At 46.6% G+C, this 19,728-nt stretch carries 19 protein-coding genes; 3 read left to right on the top strand and 16 right to left on the bottom strand.

The window, feature by feature from the left end:
• Window positions 1-35: 35 nt before the first annotated feature.
• The 5 genes from QWY20_RS02985 to QWY20_RS02965 all read right to left on the bottom strand — a co-directional run bounded on the left by QWY20_RS02985 (window position 36) and on the right by QWY20_RS02965 (window position 4,754).
• The gene (locus tag QWY20_RS02985) at window positions 36-791 is read right to left on the bottom strand and encodes a PEP-CTERM/exosortase system-associated acyltransferase (protein ID WP_330127639.1); all 756 of its coding nucleotides are present in this window, start codon (window positions 789-791) and stop codon (window positions 36-38) included.
• A gap of 307 nt (window positions 792-1,098) precedes the next feature.
• On the bottom strand, window positions 1,099-1,917 hold the full coding sequence (locus QWY20_RS02980; protein ID WP_330127546.1) for a PEP-CTERM sorting domain-containing protein: 819 nt from the start codon (window positions 1,915-1,917) through the stop codon (window positions 1,099-1,101).
• A 146-nt stretch (window positions 1,918-2,063) separates the two neighbouring features.
• On the bottom strand, window positions 2,064-2,933 hold the full coding sequence (locus QWY20_RS02975) for a ThiF family adenylyltransferase (protein ID WP_330127545.1): 870 nt from the start codon (window positions 2,931-2,933) through the stop codon (window positions 2,064-2,066).
• A gap of 47 nt (window positions 2,934-2,980) precedes the next feature.
• Window positions 2,981-3,856: a PEP-CTERM/exosortase system-associated acyltransferase gene (locus QWY20_RS02970; protein ID WP_330127544.1), complete on the bottom strand. Its 876-nt coding sequence runs from the start codon at window positions 3,854-3,856 to the stop codon at window positions 2,981-2,983.
• 55 nt (window positions 3,857-3,911) lie between these two features.
• Entirely contained in the window at window positions 3,912-4,754 is an 843-nt protein-coding gene (locus QWY20_RS02965; RefSeq protein ID WP_330127543.1) for a patatin-like phospholipase family protein, read from the bottom strand.
• 112 nt (window positions 4,755-4,866) lie between these two features.
• On the opposite strand from QWY20_RS02965, the gene QWY20_RS02960 reads away from it, so the two are divergent.
• The 3 genes from QWY20_RS02960 to prsR are packed head-to-tail and all read left to right on the top strand — an operon-like array spanning window position 4,867 to window position 9,040.
• Window positions 4,867-5,607, top strand: coding sequence for a S1 family peptidase (locus QWY20_RS02960; RefSeq protein ID WP_330127542.1), 741 nt, complete (start codon window positions 4,867-4,869; stop codon window positions 5,605-5,607).
• A 14-nt stretch (window positions 5,608-5,621) separates the two neighbouring features.
• Window positions 5,622-7,646 (top strand): XrtA/PEP-CTERM system histidine kinase PrsK, encoded by a 2,025-nt coding sequence (prsK, locus tag QWY20_RS02955; RefSeq protein ID WP_330127541.1) that lies wholly within the window; start codon window positions 5,622-5,624, stop codon window positions 7,644-7,646.
• A gap of 26 nt (window positions 7,647-7,672) precedes the next feature.
• Entirely contained in the window at window positions 7,673-9,040 is a 1,368-nt protein-coding gene (gene prsR, locus QWY20_RS02950) for a PEP-CTERM-box response regulator transcription factor (protein ID WP_330127540.1), read from the top strand.
• Between the two features lie 3 nt (window positions 9,041-9,043).
• Here the strand turns inward: prsR and QWY20_RS02945 are convergent, their stop codons facing one another.
• From QWY20_RS02945 to QWY20_RS02895, 11 genes are all read right to left on the bottom strand, one after another.
• Complete coding sequence (locus QWY20_RS02945) at window positions 9,044-11,128, bottom strand: peptidase domain-containing ABC transporter (RefSeq protein ID WP_330127539.1); 2,085 nt, start codon at window positions 11,126-11,128, stop codon at window positions 9,044-9,046.
• Window positions 11,128-12,369 carry an HlyD family efflux transporter periplasmic adaptor subunit gene (locus QWY20_RS02940; protein WP_330127538.1) on the bottom strand — a complete coding sequence of 414 codons (1,242 nt, stop codon included), beginning with the start codon at window positions 12,367-12,369 and terminating at the stop codon, window positions 11,128-11,130. Before QWY20_RS02940 ends, QWY20_RS02945 begins: the two co-directional genes overlap by 1 nt.
• Window positions 12,370-12,765: 396 nt before the next feature.
• Window positions 12,766-12,951 (bottom strand): hypothetical protein, encoded by a 186-nt coding sequence (locus tag QWY20_RS02935; protein ID WP_330127537.1) that lies wholly within the window; start codon window positions 12,949-12,951, stop codon window positions 12,766-12,768.
• A gap of 17 nt (window positions 12,952-12,968) precedes the next feature.
• Entirely contained in the window at window positions 12,969-13,487 is a 519-nt protein-coding gene (locus QWY20_RS02930; RefSeq protein WP_330127536.1) for a glycine-rich domain-containing protein, read from the bottom strand.
• A 92-nt stretch (window positions 13,488-13,579) separates the two neighbouring features.
• Window positions 13,580-13,768, bottom strand: coding sequence for a hypothetical protein (locus tag QWY20_RS02925; protein ID WP_330127535.1), 189 nt, complete (start codon window positions 13,766-13,768; stop codon window positions 13,580-13,582).
• Between the two features lie 709 nt (window positions 13,769-14,477).
• Window positions 14,478-15,752: a tetratricopeptide repeat protein gene (locus QWY20_RS02920; protein ID WP_330127534.1), complete on the bottom strand. Its 1,275-nt coding sequence runs from the start codon at window positions 15,750-15,752 to the stop codon at window positions 14,478-14,480.
• Window positions 15,752-16,372, bottom strand: a complete 621-nt coding sequence (locus QWY20_RS02915) for an energy transducer TonB (RefSeq protein ID WP_330127533.1) — start codon at window positions 16,370-16,372, stop codon at window positions 15,752-15,754. Before QWY20_RS02915 ends, QWY20_RS02920 begins: the two co-directional genes overlap by 1 nt.
• Window positions 16,373-16,376: 4 nt before the next feature.
• A complete protein-coding gene (locus QWY20_RS02910) occupies window positions 16,377-16,775 on the bottom strand; it encodes an ExbD/TolR family protein (protein ID WP_091342266.1) in 399 nt (132 codons plus the stop codon).
• A 12-nt stretch (window positions 16,776-16,787) separates the two neighbouring features.
• Entirely contained in the window at window positions 16,788-17,312 is a 525-nt protein-coding gene (locus QWY20_RS02905) for a MotA/TolQ/ExbB proton channel family protein (protein ID WP_091342575.1), read from the bottom strand.
• A 2-nt stretch (window positions 17,313-17,314) separates the two neighbouring features.
• The gene (locus QWY20_RS02900) at window positions 17,315-18,682 is read right to left on the bottom strand and encodes a MotA/TolQ/ExbB proton channel family protein (protein ID WP_330127532.1); all 1,368 of its coding nucleotides are present in this window, start codon (window positions 18,680-18,682) and stop codon (window positions 17,315-17,317) included.
• A gap of 7 nt (window positions 18,683-18,689) precedes the next feature.
• The gene (locus QWY20_RS02895; RefSeq protein ID WP_330127531.1) at window positions 18,690-19,448 is read right to left on the bottom strand and encodes a DUF3450 domain-containing protein; all 759 of its coding nucleotides are present in this window, start codon (window positions 19,446-19,448) and stop codon (window positions 18,690-18,692) included.
• Between the last annotated feature and the right edge of the window lie 280 nt (window positions 19,449-19,728).

Below are 19,728 nucleotides of genomic sequence, written 5' to 3'. Positions count from 1 at the left end.
ATTTTTTTATTGGTCAGGCTGCCGTCTGAATGCGGTTAAGCAATCTCAAGTGCCAGAGGCTCACCGATACTTAACTCATTAGCCATTAACTGGTAAACGGTATCAAAAAATGGCTTGAATAAAGGCTTGATGTTGCTGATCAAGTCTTCTTTGTAAAGGATAAAAGGTTGGCGTATGCCGTGATAATCCATCAAAATGCCAGCAGGCTGAAAATAAATCCCCGCCCGGTTTAAGTGTTTCATCAGACGCGGCTCCATCATTGCCAGCAGAGCAGGGATATCTGAGCGCAGATGAAAGTAGGCGGCTAAAGCAAAGTACAAACAGATGGCAATGTGAGAGAAGCTTTTTAACTCGTCCTGAGTGAACTCGTAAGCTTGGTGATCCAGATAAACCTGATGGTCCAGTGTAATACGCCGACGAAACTCTGCCCGGATCGCAATACGGGACACCTCTGAATAATCGCCCCGACGTAAGCCTAAAGCTGTAATGATGTTTTCATCCAAAGCCTTGCTGCAAAACAACTCGGAAGGTAACGATTGTTTGTGGCCAAACTCATCAAATGGCAAAACACAACGGGCAGTGCCCGCAGCTAAGCCTGTTCGGCGATGGCGAATGAGAAAGTGGTGAGAGTGCCCATCAAAACAATCACGTTCAAGTGGCTGCTTAAACTGACTTTTATCTTCATAAGCCAACTCTTCACAATACACCTGATAACGGATTTTATAGACATCACGCTTTTGCTCTGGTGTCGTGGCCAACACCAGCTCGAAGTAGTCAAAGAAGTTATTAATAATGTATCCCTCAATGATAAAACCGCTTGCAGCTATTGTACGATTGATTGTTGCTGCAGCTTTACCGCCCTGCCTTGTTTTGAAGGGCGCTTAAAATGCGAAGTCATCCTTGAGGTTGGTGAACCAGCTCACCTTGTCCTGACAGTTATTTAATATACCCCAAACCACTGAAATCTACATACCGGTTTTACGGGGCAAGATAAAAAAAGTTAACTTTAAGCAATGCTGAATTAACCAGCGCTGAACCATATATTTTAATCAGAAAAAAGCCAGTCATTGAGACTGGCTTTTTATCAGGCAACAAATATTAAGCTGCTTTGTTGCGACGGCGGCGGGCAGCGAAGCCCATACCCAGCAAACCAGCACCCAAGATAGCCACTGAAGTTGGCTCAGGTACTTGAGTGAAGATAGATGCTGTACCTACCGTAGTAGTACGTGAACACTCAAAGAAACCATCAGCATTCTGATTTTGGCTACAAACAGGCGCATTGTTCAGGTTAGAGATGTCTGCTTGACCGATTGCTAAGAAAAAATCACCTGAAGTGAAGTAATCAAAGAAGTCTCTGTTGTTGTAAGTGGTAAAGAACACCCCTTGAGCAACACTGCTGATCTCACTATTGATCTGAATGCCTACACCGTTGTTGATGAAACCTGAACCAAAAACAGATAAGTTCAATACATCCCACGAGTTGCCAGTTGGAACCGCACCAGACAGTTCGTTAATGGTGAAAATAACATTACCGCTATTAAAAATACCTTGGTAGATGGTGTTATTGTTAGCATCAGTGGATACTACAGCAACGCCTGAAAGCTCCCAAGACAACTGCAAGTTCCAGTCAAGACCGTAACCAGCACTATCCATAAGGGTACCGGCACCACTCAGATTAGTCACAATACCTGAAGCGGAATCAGTGACTAAATCACCGGTCTGAACAACTCCGGTTTCTGAAAAATACGTTGATACTGGGCTAAATGTATTCAAGTTGAAGCGATCAAACGCAGCAGTCTGACTACCCCAGGCACCAGATGGAGTGATCAGTGAAGATAAATCCATGTACATTGGTGAAGCGATTGCACTTCCTGCAAACATTGCTGAAGCTGCTATTAAAGAGGCTAACTTTTTCATTTCTAATTTCCTTAATCGAACATGAAAGTTTCTGTTGCCAGTATTAATGCAGATCCTGTGCCAACTCCAATCAAAACCTTTACCCCCATATAAAACAATCACTTAATAACAGAGACATTTCTAAATAGTTTCGGCGTGTAAAAAAACTAGACAGCTGCTGAGTTTTCACGAGTAACGGTTCGCTTGGCAATGGCGAACATCAAGCGGGGCAATAACCCCTTATTACCAAATGGCCGCCAGGTCTTCTTCAGCTTGTTGCGGTACGCATCAAAATGCAGGCCATAAGGCGCCGCAACTATATCGCCACGTTGCAACAGAATTTTTAGTGCATAGGTCGCAGCCATTCCAGCGCAAAGCTGAACTCCCATGATAGTAGACGGGCCTTTACGGGCTTTAAAATCAACCCGACTTTTATCTACCAGGTATGGGAGTTGCAACATCGAGGGGGACAAGCCAATCAAAAACTGGATGTATTGATCCAGCTCAGAACGCCCTTCAAAACAAAAATACTGCTCAAAGGTCATCTGCCCAGGCATAAAGCACAGCAACGCACTGCCCATGCCAAGCGGAGCTGCGGTGACAATCGGAATGCCTTTGGCTGTGCAGGCGGCAAAAACCAGCTTACGCGCTTCAAGCGCAAAAAAATCCAGGCTATCAACGTACACATCAACCCCATCAAGGAATGCATCCACATTACTGGCATTGATGCCCTGTGGGTAACTGTCGATAGTAAGCTCAGGGTTAATATCACGCGCCAAACGCTCCATCACTTCCACTTTATCCTGGTCGATGGTGGACATCATGGCACCAGCCTGGCGATTGAAGTTATGGATCTCAAATTGATCAAAATCGGAAATACTGAAACGGCTGATCCCAAGCCGGGTGAGTGTCAGCAAGTGCGCACTACCAACACCACCAGCACCTGCTATGGCGACTTTGCACTGCCTGAGCCTGGCCTGTTCTTGTTCAGTAACCCAACCTATGTTGCGGGAAAATGCCTGGTGATAATCAAACATGCATGCCTCATCGAATGAGCAGCAATTCTTACAAGAAGTGATTGCTGCTAAGGAGCAGAAATTATTGGATTAAGTGAAAACCCCTGGCCTTGTCTGGATTCAGTTAGTGACTTTAAACCACCCGATTGAATCAGATCACGCTCGACCGACTCAAGCAATCTCAGGTAACCGGGGCTTAGGTTATTACGCAGTTCCCGCGCATCGATGTAAAAAGGAGCTCGCTTACCATGGAACTCTATCAGCTTACCAATTTGCTGAAACTGAATACCAACAAAGGTTAAGCTTCGTGCCAGCCGTGGCTCCATCATGACAAAACCATGATAACGCTTGGTTTGCATCGCCATCGCTGTTGCAGCCAGATACAGGCAAATGGCTATGTAGGGGAAACAACGCAGCTCAGTCTCCGAAAATACCTGCTCATTGATGGCACCGGTGGCAGCCCCTTTGAATTTATCAATCGACCGTTTACGAAAATCCTCCGGTACTGCCAGGCGGGAAATTTCGCAAATGGACTCGCGCGGGAAGTTCATCGGAGACAGTTCAGGATGTTCAATGGCATGCCCACAAAACTGCTCCAGGGGCAGCAGTTCTTGCGCTGAGTTTGACGCAATCAGGCGTACCGTTCCCGCCAGCTTTTTCGAGCTGAGGTGACGCACAAAGCAGTGAATAGCCCGGGCATCGAACTCATCACACTCTTCATAGCTTTCTTTAATGTCTTCAAAGTGCAGCTCTTCACAATAGACCTGGTGCCGCAAATGATAGACTTCGTGCTTTAACTCATCGGTCGTTGCAATTTGCGGCCGTAAATACTGTGAAAAATGCCTGGAAATGACCTTAGCATCATTGCTGGCCAGTGATGTCATTGCTTTTTTTACCACGCCACCTATGATGGGCTTTTCAGCAAGGGTTCTTAGTTTTTTCATGGTCCGTCATTGCTGCCTAAGGTTCAGTTCAGGTTCATCTTAGTATGGCTTTAGTTTATTGCCGAAGCCAGTTTAATTTTAGCGGAATCACATCCATCGTGGTTTGATAACCAAGGCGAAGCAGATGAAGCTTGGTTTCAAGTGATAAGCTAAAATCAACCGATGACACATCCCCGGTGTTGATAAGCACGGTGTTATGCCAGTACTCCGCATGCACATACTCACGTGATACCGCATTCATAAAGGTTTGAATCAACATGTTAATGTAAGAAATCAGCGGAAAAAAGCGATTTTTTAGAACGGGTTTTTCCTCTGCGTCGCTTTTTAAACGAAAACAAACAGCTGGCACATGACGGCCAGACCAGTCTTTATGCAGAGCATCTTCGGATAAAATCACTCCATCTGCCATCACGTGATTTTGGAAGTCTTTGAAGGAAAAGAGCAATGGAATAGACATCGAGTAGCGGATAGCCTGCGATACTTTCAAATGAGGTGTCAGCGCTTTATTAAACACAACAGGCCCTCCTCCATTGATATCCGTTGCTAACACATGCAAGTCCAGTTCTAAATCAGTAAAGGTTCTGCCATCCAGCTTTTCATCTAACCATTGTTCAAAACGATTGCCATCCGATAAGCCCCCTGTTCGCACCAGGGACCAGAACGATATTTCTTTAAACTGTCTGAAATCTGTATTCATAGCAAGCACTTTAATGGCATCCAGCTTCCAGCCAGCGGCATATAAAGCCGCCACAATGCTACCACCGGAAACGCCAACCAGATGATGAAAGTGCAGGCGCATTTCTTTTAATGCCATCAGAATCCCAATATAACAACACAAACGGGTGCCGCCTCCGGAGAAAATCGGCACGATTTCACGTTCTAATGGCTTTACCAGCATGGCTTTTTCCTTGCGTGGCTTGATCGTTTTTGCAAAAGCAACACAATACGATACACTCAGATATGGTGAACTGCTTAAGTTCAGATCTGAGTTTAGACCAAGGATGATAAAAATGCGTTTGCTTGTCGGTTGGATGCTTTTGTTTTGCTGCTCGGTTCAGGCCTCGTCACTGGTTGATTTAATTCCTCAAATTAAGCCTTCGGTGGTGGGCATTGCCATTCATAACCCATCAGCCTCGCCAAGAATTAATTTTGTTGGCACCGGCTTTGTCGTCGGTGATGGCAAACAGGTGGTGACGAACTATCATGTCATAGGCAGAACTTTGGATGAGTCCCGCCGTGAAGAGTACGTAGTGATTTCAGGCTCAGCCCGCGATATCACCATACACCGTATTGTTAAGCACCGTAACGCTCCTGAGTACGACCTGGCCATTGTCGATATTGAGCAGGCATTGCCAGCATTAACGCTTGCCAGGGATGAGCTGCAACCAGAAGGCAGTCGGATTGCCTTTACCGGCTTTCCAATATTGAATGTACTGGGCCTTCACCCGGCAACACATCAAGGTATTATTTCAGCCATCACCCCCATCGCTATCCCGGCTGATAACTCTCGGGATCTGCATATTCAGGCCCTGCGCCGGTTGCGCGAACCTTACCTTATCTACCAATTGGATGCCACCGCTTATCCTGGCAATAGTGGCAGCCCCTTAGTTCACCAGGACAGCGGAGAAGTCATCGGTGTCATCAATATGGTGCATGTAAAAACAACCCGGGAGGCCGTGCTGAGTGATCCCAGCGGGATCAGTTATGCCATTCCGGTACGTTACGTCCGGCAGCTGTTGCAACAGCCTTAAACTGCGGAGTTAGTATGCAGGAGTTCTGGGGCCAGCTTGCGCTGGATACAATTGGTTTTGCGCTGGCCGCAACCGGATATTTGTTTTTCTTCACCTTATTACTGACCGTCAAAGCCCGCAATGTGCCTCGGACATTATTGATGGGCTATGCTTTGGCCACCATGGGCTGGGCCTTGCTGTATGCATTCACCACCCCACCGCCTTATCAGTCGACCGGCTCCCTCTGGTTAGAAAACAGCCGCTTACTGCTGCTGATTCTTTTTCTCTATGCTGCGCTGCATAATAACCAGCCACAGCTGTCCAGATTTTTGCAGCGTAAAATTGTCTGGCTAAGTGGCATCCTGCTCGTCAGCTGGACTATGCTGGCTCAGCTGCAATGGGTACCGCTGCATCTGCTGCTTAGCGGCCAGTTGTTGTTGTGTATCTTTGTGCTGGCTTTGTTGGAAGCCTTGTATCGCCGTGCTGGCGAAGCACGTTGGCAATACAAACCCCTTATCTTTGCGCTGAGCGTCTCGGTGCTGTTTGATTTTGTATTGCTGGCAGAAGGCAGCCTGTTTCAGCGGATCGATGCGCAATTATGGTCGGCGCGAAGTTATGTCCAGTTGTTGATGCTGCCGATGTTGGTCATTGCCGTACGTCGGATCAAAGCCTGGAATATCCGGGTCTATATTTCGCGTGATATCGTGATGCAAAGCTCACTGGTATTGGCTGCCGGGGTTTACCTTTGCATGCTCGCACTGGCGGGCTTTTACATTCGCTTTAGCGGAGGCGCCTGGTCAGAATTATTGCAAGCGACCTTTGTGGTACTTGGCTTTGCCCTACTGGCCGCTTTGGTCCTATCTGACAGCATACGCCGGAAATTGAAAGTATTTATTGAAAAACACTTCTTTGAAAATACCTTTGATTACCGCGTCAAGTGGCTGGAGCTGACCCACCGGCTGCGTCAAATCGATGTGAATAAAGACAATGTGCATCAGGAAGCACTGGCAAGCTGGTTGCAAGCAATTGGTTATACCAAGGGGATCTTGCTACGATACCAACAGCAACCTAAAGCATTAGCCCGAATAAACCGGCCGGAGCTCACGGCGGATGAACAAGCTATTTTGCAGCGCTACATTCAGGACCATCAACACAACCACTGGATTATTGATTTAAAGCAGAGCAAAGATCCTTTTGTTTCCAGTCTGCAACCGGTTAAAGCCGTGATTTACACACAACTTATTATTCCAATCCATGCCAAAGATGGCTTATGGGGTTTGTGCTTGCTGGATGCTGAACCCCAGCTGCAACTCAAGTTAAACTGGGAACTGAAAGATTATTTAATAGCCGTTACCGAGCAAATCGCCAGTTATTTATTTCTGCTCGAAGCCAATACCAAACTGATGGAAAATGCCCAATTTGCAGCTTTTAGCCGGATGTCTGCTTTTGTCGTGCACGATGTAAAAAACATTACCGCGCAGCTTGGCTTACTGCTGAGAAACGCTGAGCGCCATAAAGATAATCCGGAATTTATTGACGATGCCTTTGACACCATAGCCTCCAGCAAACGACGAATGGATAAAATGCTGGCGCAGTTGATGAATAAAGAGCGCAGCGAAGAAAATCAATCGCGCTTTGACGTGGGTGACTTGATCACCCAACTGATCCACAGTCGTTGCCAGGGACAATTGCCACTACCTGTGCTGCGTCAGCACGAACAGGTCGCACTGTCACTGGATAAAGAGCGCTTCGCGAATGTATTGTTTCATTTGATCGATAATGCACAGTACGCCACAGCAGAGGATGGTGACGTGTGGCTTGAGCTTAACAAAGAAGCAGACCAGCTGGTTCTGCAGATTAGCGATACGGGGTGTGGTATGAGCGCTGATTTTATTCAACAGCGTTTATTCAAGCCATTTGACTCCACCAAAGGCAATGCCGGTATGGGTATTGGGGCCTACGATGCTCTGGTGTTTGTTGAACAGCTAGGGGGAACCCTGTCGGTCAAAAGTAAGCCAAACTTTGGGACTACCTTTACCATGCGACTTCCTTTAAACTAACCTATAAGAATGACAAGGATTGTGCCATGAAAACACTGTTAATCGTCGAAGATGATCTGGGTATTCAAAAACAACTGAAATGGAGTTTGCCCGATTATGAGCTTGTGTTTGCTGAAGACCGAAGCTCTGCCCTAACCCAGGTTCGCCGCTATGAACCTGCGGTGGTCACCCTGGATCTTGGCCTGCCGCCCGATCCCAGCAATGCTTCAGAAGGTTTGGCTTGTTTGACCGATATTCTGGCCATTCATCCTGAGTGCAAGGTCATCATTATCACCGGCAATACCGACAAAGAGCATGCCTTAAAAGCCGTCAATCTTGGTGCTTACGACTATTATCAAAAACCCATTGATCCTGATGTACTGAGCGTTATTCTCGCCAGAGCATTTAAGCTGAGTGCGCTGGAACAGGAAAACCGTTACCTGCGTCACTCCGGTTTGCATCAACAAGATATTATCGGGAACAGCGAGTCTATTTTAAAAGCCTGTCGTATGGTGGAAAAAATAGCGCCCACCGAAATTACCACCTTGCTGCAAGGGGAAAGCGGTACCGGCAAAGAGGTTTTTGCCCGTAGTATCCATAAACAAAGCCCCCGTGCCGATAAACCCTTTGTTGCTATTAACTGTGCATCCATTCCGGAAAACTTGCTGGAAAGTGAGTTGTTTGGTTATGAGAAAGGAGCTTTCACCGGTGCCAACAAAACAACCCTGGGTAAGATTGAATGCGCCAACGGTGGTACCTTGCTGCTCGATGAGATAGGCGATATGCCATTGAGCCTGCAAGCTAAAATGTTGCGTTTTTTACAAGAGCGGGTGATAGAACGTTTAGGTGGCCGCCAGGTGATTGAGGTGGACGTACGGGTCATTTGTGCCACACACCGCAATTTAGCGGAGATGGTGACTGAGCAGACATTCCGGGAAGATTTGTATTACCGGGTCAGTGAAATGACATTGTTTATCCCACCATTGCGTGACCGTGGTCAGGATGTACTGATCATTGCCAAAGCCCTGCTGCATAAGTTTAATCAAGAATTCAAAACCCAGGTACACACCTTTTCTGAAGATGCCATTCAGGCACTGCTCAGCCACCGTTGGCCAGGGAATATCCGTGAGCTGCAGAATAAGCTGAAATCCGCTGTGATCCTGGCCGATAGCAAACAAATCACCGCCGATGATCTTGGCCTAACAGCAAGCAGTGAGCAAAATACGCCAAGAACGCTGCGTAAAGTTCGCGAAGATGCAGAAAGCCAGGCCATTCGGGAAGCCTACGCACTGAGTAACGGTAACTTATCAAAAACCGCTGATCTGCTAGGAGTCACCCGACCTACCCTTTATTCGTTGATTGATAAATACCGCATGCTGGATTTGCGTAACAGCGAAGCTACCAGTGACAGCTGATACTCAATACAACTCAATCACCCGGTCCACCGAAGCAATGGTCTCTGGTCGGTGAGCTATCACTACCCGGGTGATATTAAGCTGCTGAATGGCTTTGCTGACAAAAGATTCAGTTTGCGTATCCAAATGACTGGTCGCTTCATCCATAAACAGGATACGCGGCTGACGGTACAACGCCCTAGCCAGCAGAATACGTTGCTTCTGCCCACCCGACAGGGCAGAGCCCATATCACCGATCAGGCTGTTGTAGCCCATCGGCATTTGCTCGATATCCTGATGCACCGCAGCCATCTGGGCGCACTCAACCACACGGCGCATATCAAATTGCTCTTCAAAGAACACGATGTTGTCGCGAATAGAGCCGGACAACAGCTGATCATCCTGCATCACCGCGGCAATCTGTCGTCGATAGTTGGCCAAGCCCAACTGAGACAGCGATATGCCGTCGATCAGTACCTCACCTTCCGTTGGCTGCAACAAGCCCAACATCACTTTCATTAAGGTGGTTTTGCCGCAGCCTGAAGGGCCAACCAACGCAACCGACTCACCAGGTTCAATCACCAGGCTAACATCCTGTAATACCGGCTTGGTCACATCGCTGTAAGAGAAAGAGATATTCTGCAGTTCCAGCCGGCCATCCAGCAATCGCGGTTCACGCTCTTGCTCTGGGTGGACCTGCTCTTTGCTAGTCAGGGCAATATCACCCAATCGTTCAAAGTGTAGGCTGAGCATACGAAATTGAATCATCTTTTCGACCAAGCGAGCCATTCTATCCATAAACTGGCTTTTATAAGCCATAAAAGCGAACAACATACCAGTACTAAAGCCACCAGCCAGCACCAACCGCACAGCCAAATAGACCACCAGAATATTCTCCAGACCAAACAGCAGGCGGTTGACGGTTTGGTAAGAAATATTGAAAACCCCAAGACGAATGGACTGGTTGGTTGCATCAATAAAGTGGTTTTGCCACAAACCTTCACGCTTGGCTTCCGAGCCAAACAATTTGATGGTCTGAATACCGCGTACTGTTTCCATAAAGTTGGAGTTCTCTTTGGCCTGGGCCAGGATTTCCTTTTCAGAAACCGCACGCAAGGAGCGATACATCGCTAGCCGAAAACCGGCGTACAGCAGCACCGCTACTACCACTACCAAGCTTAGCATAGGGCTATACATCAGAATCACAGCCAGAATCGCTAGCGCCATCAGGCCATCGATTAAGGCTTCTATCACTCCCGTAGTTAACAACTCCCGAACCTGACGCAAGGAGCCAAAGCGAGAGACCACATCGCCCATATGCCGCTTTTCAAAGTAACTGAGCGGCAGTCGGATCAGGTGATGAAATAAACTCCCCGCCATCTGAATGTTAAGCAGACTGCCAAAGTGCAACAACACAAAACCACGCACGGCACTGGTCGTCACTTCAAACAGCAACACCATGGCAAAGCCTAAAGCAAGCACCAGTAGCAAGCTGGTGTCACTGGTCAGAATCACATCATCCACTACCAACTGCATGTAATAAGGTGCTACCAGGGTAAATACCTGCAGCAGAATCGATAGGGTAAACAGCAACAGCAGTGAGCGTTTTAACCCAGTAATTTTCGACCAGAAATTCGACAGGCCCAAACGAGCTTGACCAGACTTCAGCGTAAACTCATTGGTCGGCATCAGCTCTAGCGCTATGCCGGTAAAGTGTTTACTGGTTTCTTCCCAAGTTAACTTGCGTAAGCCCATCGCAGGATCATGGATCACCACCTGACCGCCCCGCACGGACTTCAGGACGACAAAATGATTTAAGTCCCAGTGCAAAATACAGGGCGTTTTCAGTGCCGCCAGATCGTCCAGCTCAATTCTGAGTGGTCGGCTGGACAACTGTAATTTTTCGGAAAAATTCATCAGATCAAGCAAAGTACAGCCTTCAATCGACAGCGAAAACTTTTGCCGTAACTCATTCAGGCTGGCTTGATAGCCATGAAAGCCGGCGACCATCGCCATACAGGCCAACCCACACTCCGCCGCCTCGGTTTGATGGACCATCGGCAGGCTACTACGCTGCCAAAATGTCAGTTTCTCGGTCATGGCCTGCATTACAACTGTCCTTTAAGGCTATAAATTGGATCGAACAGCCATTGCAGCAGACTGCGGCGCTCGGTAATGATATCCCCATCCAATGTCATTCCTGCCCGCAGCGGAAGCTCTCGGTTGTACGCCCGTACCTGTTGTTTGCTCAAGCTGACCCTAACCCGATAGCTCGGCTCAGTAAGCTGCATATCAATCACCTCGTCAGGTAAGAGCACCGTTTGACTGATTTCATGCACATGCCCCTGATGAACTCCAAAGCGTTCGTATGGAAAGGCATGAAAGCGCAATCGAACCTCCTGTCCGGTATCAATGAAACTGATTGCCCGCGTTGGCACATAGACAATGGCTTCCAGTTCAGCACCATCAGGCAGTAAGCTCAGAATGTTACTGCCAGCATTCATAAAATGGCCCGACCTTGGAAGAACACCACTGACCACGCCAGCTTTGGGTGCAGTTATCACGCTGCGCTGCTCATGCTGCAAACGTGTTTGTTGATTGCGCAATTCTGAAATTTGATTTTCCAACTGACCAAGAGTAGCTTGGTGGTCTAGCGGTAGCTGTTGCAGCAGGCTCTGCTGCTGCTTCAGTTGCTCCTTCAGTGTCAGTCGCTGCCCCTGCAGCGCCTGCTCCTGCTGCTGCAACGAAAGCAAAGTATCTTGTTGACGGCTTAATTCCAGATTGGAAATAAAACCCGTGCCCGATAATTGAGATATTTGTTCCACCAAATGCTGGTTGAGCTCCAACCGTAGTTGAAACGTGCTCTGTTGCTGTTCAATCTGGCTCAATTGTTGCTGCGCACTGGCAATTCGTTCTGTGATCTCTTGCAAGCGAATTCGCTGCCGGTCGATTTCCTGCTGCTTCTGCAGCTCCAGATTAGCCAGAATAGCGGCCAGCTCCTGCTGCAAAGAAGCATTCAGCTCAGAGTGTTCCGACGAGAAGTGTTGCATGGTCAACTCCAGCAAAGGCTGGCCAGCCTCTACCCGCTCCCCTTCTTGCACTAACAATTGCTGGACCATACCCGGCTGAGAGGTTTGCACCCGTATTACGCCCTGCTGGGGTTGCAAAACGCCAAATACCACAGTTTTACGGCTGTAACTGCCACTCAGTAAAAACACCAGAGAGCACACCACAATAAAAGCAATCAAGCCTGTCAACCAGGCAAGAGCAGGCACCTGCACCAGACTGACCTCACCTTGCATACGCTGTGATTGCTGAGCCAGGACTTGCTCACGGAAAAGAGATCTCATGATAATTCAGCTAAGATATAATTAATGTATAGGAAGCAGTTCAAAGCCACTATATTTAACGAAGTGGGAATTCCAGAAAATTAAAACCAACTGTCACGCCACCTCCCACCAACAAATAATATAAAAAATAAACAATTCAGCATTGACATAAGCACCTATAAAGTAGCATTAGCTTATAACAAGAAGCATCCATCACGGTGTTCATCCCTCCTGACTGATTATTTGCTTTAAGCATACTACTGGAACAGGAGCAGAAGTGAAATGAAACTTTTCAACACAGTAAAAAATTAAGAATAATATTATTCAAAACTCACCATCTCCAATAAATATAAGCATAGATGCTCCGATAATAAAGCCACTTTCACAGAGTCGGATTAAAGCTTAATCACCAGCTTGTTATTTTTCATCTTGAATAACCATACAAATACAGCGGCCTGGTTGACATTTCCCATCATCAGGAAGGCAGAGAACATCATTACTCAAAGCACCAGCAGAAACGAGTTTAGCTAGTGCTAAATCGATTTTATGTTCTTTATCTTGCAGCTGTTGTTCACACTGAATATCAAAATTTATTTTTTCCATAATTAAAGGCTCCCCAGTTAGTTAGTTATTGTATCCAAATGCATTTGAGCTAATTTTTTTACAGAGTAGCGCTCAGGATACTCTAAATACCAAACTGAAAAAATCTCAGCACCCATCGTTTCATAAATAAGCTCCAGCTGTTTCCTTTTATCTTCTTTAAATTCATCATGTTTGATTTGTATAGTTTCAGAATCATAATCTTCTGATTTTGAATTATTACTAGATTTTCCAGTCATAGGCTGATGGTGTATATAACACCCAAAATATTTGTGGCAAAACTCGGTGTAATCGCGCGAGAATAAAATAAAATTATGCCACATCTCATCAATTACTGCTGTTGACGTATCAATTGGTATACCCTTATTATGCGCAGCCTCCATTTCATATGAGTTCAACCAAAGCCATCGTAATAAATTATCAAATATATCTTTCGAATCAGACAACTGGATCCCATAAATCTTACTAAACCTACCTAAAACTCTATCATTTTCATAGGACAATAACTCTTCAAGTGGAGGACACTTAATACTTTGCATAACAAAATTCCAATACTTAAAACCAAAATATAAAATGTATGGGTTGACTATACATAGCCAACCCGTCCAGCTATATTTATAGCTAAACCTAATTAAGGCTGTCTTATATTGTCAATATGGCAAATATTCGTGCTACACAGATCCCTTCCATCTATACTACACCAATTAACATTGCAAATATTACCACCACCTGAAACAAGCTTCAGCATGGCCTCTTCAATAATTAAATCCTTTTCATTAGAAACTGAATTATGTGTAGCTTCCACTTTGGTATTTTTCATAAAAATTTCTCCATAAAATTAGTAAACCCCACCAGCCTAGCTTTTTATTTTAACAGTAAATCTGCGTCTCAAAGACTTCGGACTTCGGTAAATAATAGACTAAAGTGGATTCGCATCCATATAAATAGCATAACATACAAAAGTTAAGTAATTTTTGACACAATTTAAAAAAATATTCAAGCTGCACAGAAAATTATGCAGAAGCACAAGCGATGGAAGGCTTATCATATCGATAAGACAGCAACTTGATAAGAGAGATCAATTATTTATCATGCTTTTATCATAGTTTAATCGAATCAATCAAAAAACACTTTCGAATAGAAACCGACTGAAAATTTATAGTCGTAAATTACTACAAATCAAATTTATACGGATTATTAAGATAACTAAATTAGTGTAAAAAGACTTTAAGGTAGGGCCTAGTCTAGCCCATTAAAACTCTATGAGTTAGCTTCATAAGTCTGATAGGTCATTGATAACTTAAAAAGTAATAGAATTTGGTAACTCTGAGCTAGTAACTGCAATAAAGAATGAGCATAGAACAAAAACGCCAGTGCATGCTTGTGCTTCTGCTTTATAAAACTTCCTAACCTGAACTCTTCCTCTGTTACAACACAATAAAAAATCCCCAAGTTATAAACTTGGGGATTTTTTCGTTATTAATGCAGTGCGGTATAACTCACCAGCTAGAAATATAAATCAAGGAGAGTTAAAGGTTAACACCCTTCTGTTTCGCTTTTTCACGAATGTAGTCTTCCCAACTGCGCGCCTGACGGGCTAGTGCCGAATCACGACGAGCCTGTTGCACTGCAGCCAAAGCTTGCGGATATTGCTCCAGATAAAAATGAGCAGACGTTAAGCTCATATGTACCCGGCCAGGATTATCCACATTCAACTCGATCGCACGATTGAAGGCAGTAATAGCGTTCCGATAACGTTGGATTGCTAAATAGGCCTCGCCTTGACGACGGAAAGCCTCAGCGTCATTATCTAACTGCCCGGCACGACCGTAAAACTCTGCCGCTTTAGCATACTCACGAGCTGCCTGATAGTTACTGGCAATTGCCATTAGAATCTGACGATTCTCGGGAATCACACCCGCTTTCATCTTGTCTTCAAACGTTTTTGCAGCTTTGAAAGACATCTCATTGTTGGCAAACGTTTGACCAAACATCTGAAAGTGGGTACGTGATTCAAGGTAGCCAAGTAGGTTAGCAACCCGCAGTGCCGAAAGTGACTTTTGGAAGTCCTCCTGCATCTGGTACGTATTTCCCAGATAAAACCACCATTGAGCACTGTCTGGAAACAAAGTAACCATTTGCTCTAGTACTCGGGTCGCTTCAGGAATACGCTGAGCACCGTACAAAGCACTTAACTTTGCCTGATAGTAGTTCTCACGCGGTTCATCAGACAACGCCAAAGCACGGTCAATGGGTTGAACAGCATTGTCATACTGCTCCATCTGAAGATAAGCGCCAGCTATCCGAAAGTAGATATCATGCCTTTGCTCACCAGTGAAGTGCATCCACTTACGGTAAGCCTCAACAGCTTGCTCATAGTGCCCTTCTTGAATAAGCAAGTTACCGATATTTTCAAGTGTTGAAGACTGATCAGTAAAGCTTAAAATATCTGGTCGTGCAGCTCGTTGCAGATAATCTATTGCTTTGGCATTATCAATTCCAACGTACAACTGACCAATTAATCTGTCAACAAAGGCACGATCAAAGTCAGAGCTGGTTCGGGTTTCTAACAAGACTTGCAATGCTTCCTGAGCTTTATCTTCGTTATAAAGATCTATTGCTCGGCTTAAAGAACGTCCAGTCCGCTCGGTCACGACCTGGCTGCGGCGATCTTTACGCTCTTGGATACGCTGTTGTTGTTGCGCTGCTGTTTCCGCCAAACTTGCCGGTACGTAAAACGAACCTGCAGTTAATGCAAAAGCCATTGCCAGTGCTGAGCTGAGTTTTGTTAACTTAGTCATCATCAACCTCCGGCCATATCAAGCGTAAAGTCCAGCTGAACTGTCAAGCCATGCTGTTGCTGTGGGCGTCCATCCACAATACGTGGCTGATAACGCCAGCGGCGCAGGGCACGAATTGCTTCACGGTCAAACACCCGGCGAGGTTCTGCTTCAAGCACTTCGACGTTATCAACACTACCGTCTTCCATAATGCTAAAGCTTAACCGAACCCAACCTTGCAAACCATCACGTGCGGCCTGTACCGGATAGCGAGGCTCAATCCTTACGATTGGTTGCGCATCCCCATCCCGCATCAATGCACCAGATGGATCACCGATACCACCGGATGCACCACCCAGGTCCAGCCCAGGCATATTAAACCCTACGGCACCTGACACATCGGTTTGCTCCGGAGGTGTCTGCGGCTGCTGAGGCGGCTGCGCTGGTGGTGGCGGTGGCGGCGGTGGTGGTGGCCGGCGCACCTGCGTATCCATATCTGGCGGCGTGGTATTAATTTCTACAACAATCCGCTCTTGCTCGTTATCGCGACGCTCCCCGGTCCCTTTGACCAGGGTCGCCATTAACAAGAACAATAGAAACGTTACCACAGCACCAAGAAATAGCGATGTTAGTAAACGTGCCATAGTATCACTGCTCCCCGGCGATCGTGATGATGTAATCACCTGCCGCTTTGATTTGATCCATGACTTCCATGACCCGGCCATGCTGCGTTTCTTTGTCTGCCTGAATGATGATGGTATCAGTCGGCGACTCAGCAACCAGACGCTCAATGTTGGCGGCAACCCGCTCGACATCGACCATCCGACGGTCCATCCAGATTTCACCATTCGGACGAATAGCAATAAAGATGGTGGCGCTTGGTTTTTGCTGGGCCTGAGTAGACTCAGGTTTGTTCACATCAATACCGGCCTCTTTCACGAATGAAGTTGTCACGATAAAGAAGATCAACATAATGAAAACGATATCCATCATCGGCGTAATGTCGATCTGGGCCTCGTCGTCTTCACGAATACGTTTACGTGCCATAAAAATCTCTCTTTAATGATGCGGTAAGCTATCAACCAAGCTTGCTTTTTCCCGCTTTGCTCTGATTTCTAACCGCGAGCTGAAAAAGACCCCGGAAAGTGCAGCTACCATGCCTGACATTGTCGGGATAGTAGCCATGGAGATACCAGACGCCATGGTTCTCGGGTTACCTGTACCTTGCGTTGCCATCACATCAAACACAGCAATCATTCCAGTTACGGTACCCAGTAGTCCGATCAGCGGACACATAGCGACCAGTGTCTTTATCAGCAGCATATTCTGGTCAATTTTTGTCGTTGCTTCAGAAATCCAGGTATCACGGATTTTATGAGCATACCAAGACGTAGTGTCTTCACGGGCATCCCAACGGGCGATAATCGCTTTCTTTTCCTTTGGGAAAACCGCTTTCAGATACCAGTAGCGCTCTAACATTAAGAACCACATGATGAAGAGCACCAGGGCGACAATGTACAAGACATTGCCCCCGGTATGAATAAAATCCTGTACCGATTCCCACAGCTCAATCAGCTGGAGCATCATTAGGCTTTCTCCTTCTCCGCATGAGCAGCAATGATACCAGCGCTTTGCTCATCCAGTACGTGAAGCACAGATTTGGCTTTGGTGGCAACAATGCTGTGAGCGAAGATCAGTGGCAATGCCGCAATCAGACCCAGAGCTGTAGTGACCAAGGCCAGAGAGATGTCACCTGCCATCAGTTTCGGGTCACCAGTACCGTACAGAGTAATGGTTTGGAAGGTCATGATCATACCGATAACCGTACCCAACAGACCCATTAGAGGGGCAACCGCAGCAAAAAGTTTAATCATGCTGATGCCGCGCTCAACTTTCGGCGTTTCACGCAAGATGGCTTCATCCAGCTTCAGCTCAAGGTTCTCCACATCAGCAGATTTGTTGTTGTGGTAGACCTTCAGGATACGACCCAGCGGGTTGCCATCGGAAGGATTGGACAGATTTTTCAGCTGAGCACGGATCTTGCCACCAACCAGTGACAGTACCACGAAGCGCTCAATAGCAATCAGTAAACCAATAACCAGCAACACTGTGATCAAGTAACCTACAAATTTACCCTGGTGGTAGTACTCCATCAAGGTAGCGCGCTGCTGGTTCAGACGCAGAATGCTGTTGCCTTTGGTTGGGTCAACAAACAGATTGGTCAGGGTACCAGGACGAGCATTGTGGAAATCAGACACTGAGTTATGAACACGGGAAATTGGTGCACGGCCCAGCGGTTGCAACTGATTGGTATCGGCATTGTAGTACAGGTAATCACGATCTGTGGTCACGTGGAAAGAACCGAAACGAGTCACACGCTGAGTAGAAGTACCACCATCCAGATTAACGACTTCAGCGTCAAACTTGGAGATTTTGGCGGACTCAACCATTTCAGTCAGCAAAGCAACCCACAGATCTTCCATTTCAGGAATGGTTGGCAGCTCAGTTGCAGCAGCCAGACCACGCAGTGGCTCGTGACGGCCTGGGTACTGAGCACTAACAATAGAGGTAGAAACAACACCAATGGCATCGCTGGCACTACCACGCACCATACCGAATAACTCACCCAGGGTACCCTGAGCTGCAATCAGTTCTTGCTCTTTTTGCGCAATCAGAATGTCGTTATCGGCGTATTCTTTTTGCAGGCGCTCACCACGAGCTTCCTGATTGGCCAAAGCACGGCGTGCTTCGTTTAACAAGCGTTGTTGATCCTGGCGAGCATTGATAAAGGCTTGCTCACGCTCTTGGTTCACACGCCCTTCCAACTGACGCTCACGCTTCACTTGCTCAAGGATTTGATCCAGCCTGTTAGTATTGGCAGAAGCATCAAATGCCATGCTGGCAGTAGCAGTCACCGCAACAGCAACGATTAAGGATTTTAATAAGGTTCTCATTTTCGTCTTACTCCGCTGCGATTAGTGGTACGCGTGCCATATCAAAGTTAATTTCACGACGGGCCATTTTGATAAAATCGCTAACGCCATTCAGGAAACTATCCGGCAACTGTTCCCAGCTGTTGGTTTGACGATTCCAGTGCCAGGCATTGCTGCCATCCAGTGACATTGCCATCAACGCCAACCGGCCCAGGTGCACGTAATCAACGGTTAATTCATTGCCACCCAGGTTCAGAGTTCCCTGGAAAGCAGCAAGCTCAGAGCCATATCCAGCTTCGATGCTGTAGGCTTCCATAATTTGGCGGTACTGTTCAGATAATTGCACATCTGAACGAGCCATCACTTCACGCAGGCGCTCAACGCGCTCCATGCGGCGTTCGGTGCGCAGTGGAATGTCGTTTTTCACAAACTCTTCCAGCGCATCAATCATTTTAAACATCAGCGGGACAGTACCACGACGGGTATCTTCCAGAGTGTCGATCTGGCGCTGGATGGAGTTGATTTGGCGCTGTTGGTCGTTAACCAGGGTTTGCAGGAAGTCGTTGTAGACTGTCAGGCTATCGGTTTGGTCGACTACTTGACGATACTGACCCAGCAGATCCTGAGTTTGCTCGTAAATCGTGTTAATGCGTTCCTGTGAGCGGACGGCTTCACGAATGATTTGGCTATTTTCCTGATGGATTTGTTCTAAGCCGGAATTCGCCATCGCTCCGCCGGAAAAGGCGAAGACACCGGCAAAAGCCGATGCGATAAGACTTTTACTCATTTTATTGTTAAGCATAGTTCCCAACCAATAATTGCTGATTAACGTAACCTGGAGTTTAGGGCTTTTCTCAAACTACTGCCAGGCCAATGACAATGGCACTTCAACCCAGTGCAATGACCACGAATAGAGAGCCCTGGTTAGAGGGTAAACCACAAGCATCATTACAGCTAAAAAGCCCATTGTCAATACGACAACGGGCTTTGCCACTAATTCAAATGTTGCTTATTTATGCAGTTTTAAGTCGTGTTTATGCGTTATTAAAACCCTGCTTTTTTTCTAC

It is taken from the genome of Alkalimonas cellulosilytica (assembly GCF_036325985.1).
Lineage (GTDB): Bacteria > Pseudomonadota > Gammaproteobacteria > Enterobacterales > Alteromonadaceae > Alkalimonas > Alkalimonas cellulosilytica.
The sequence above is the reverse complement of the archived record's forward strand: the minus strand, read 5'-3'. Positions and strand labels throughout refer to the sequence as shown.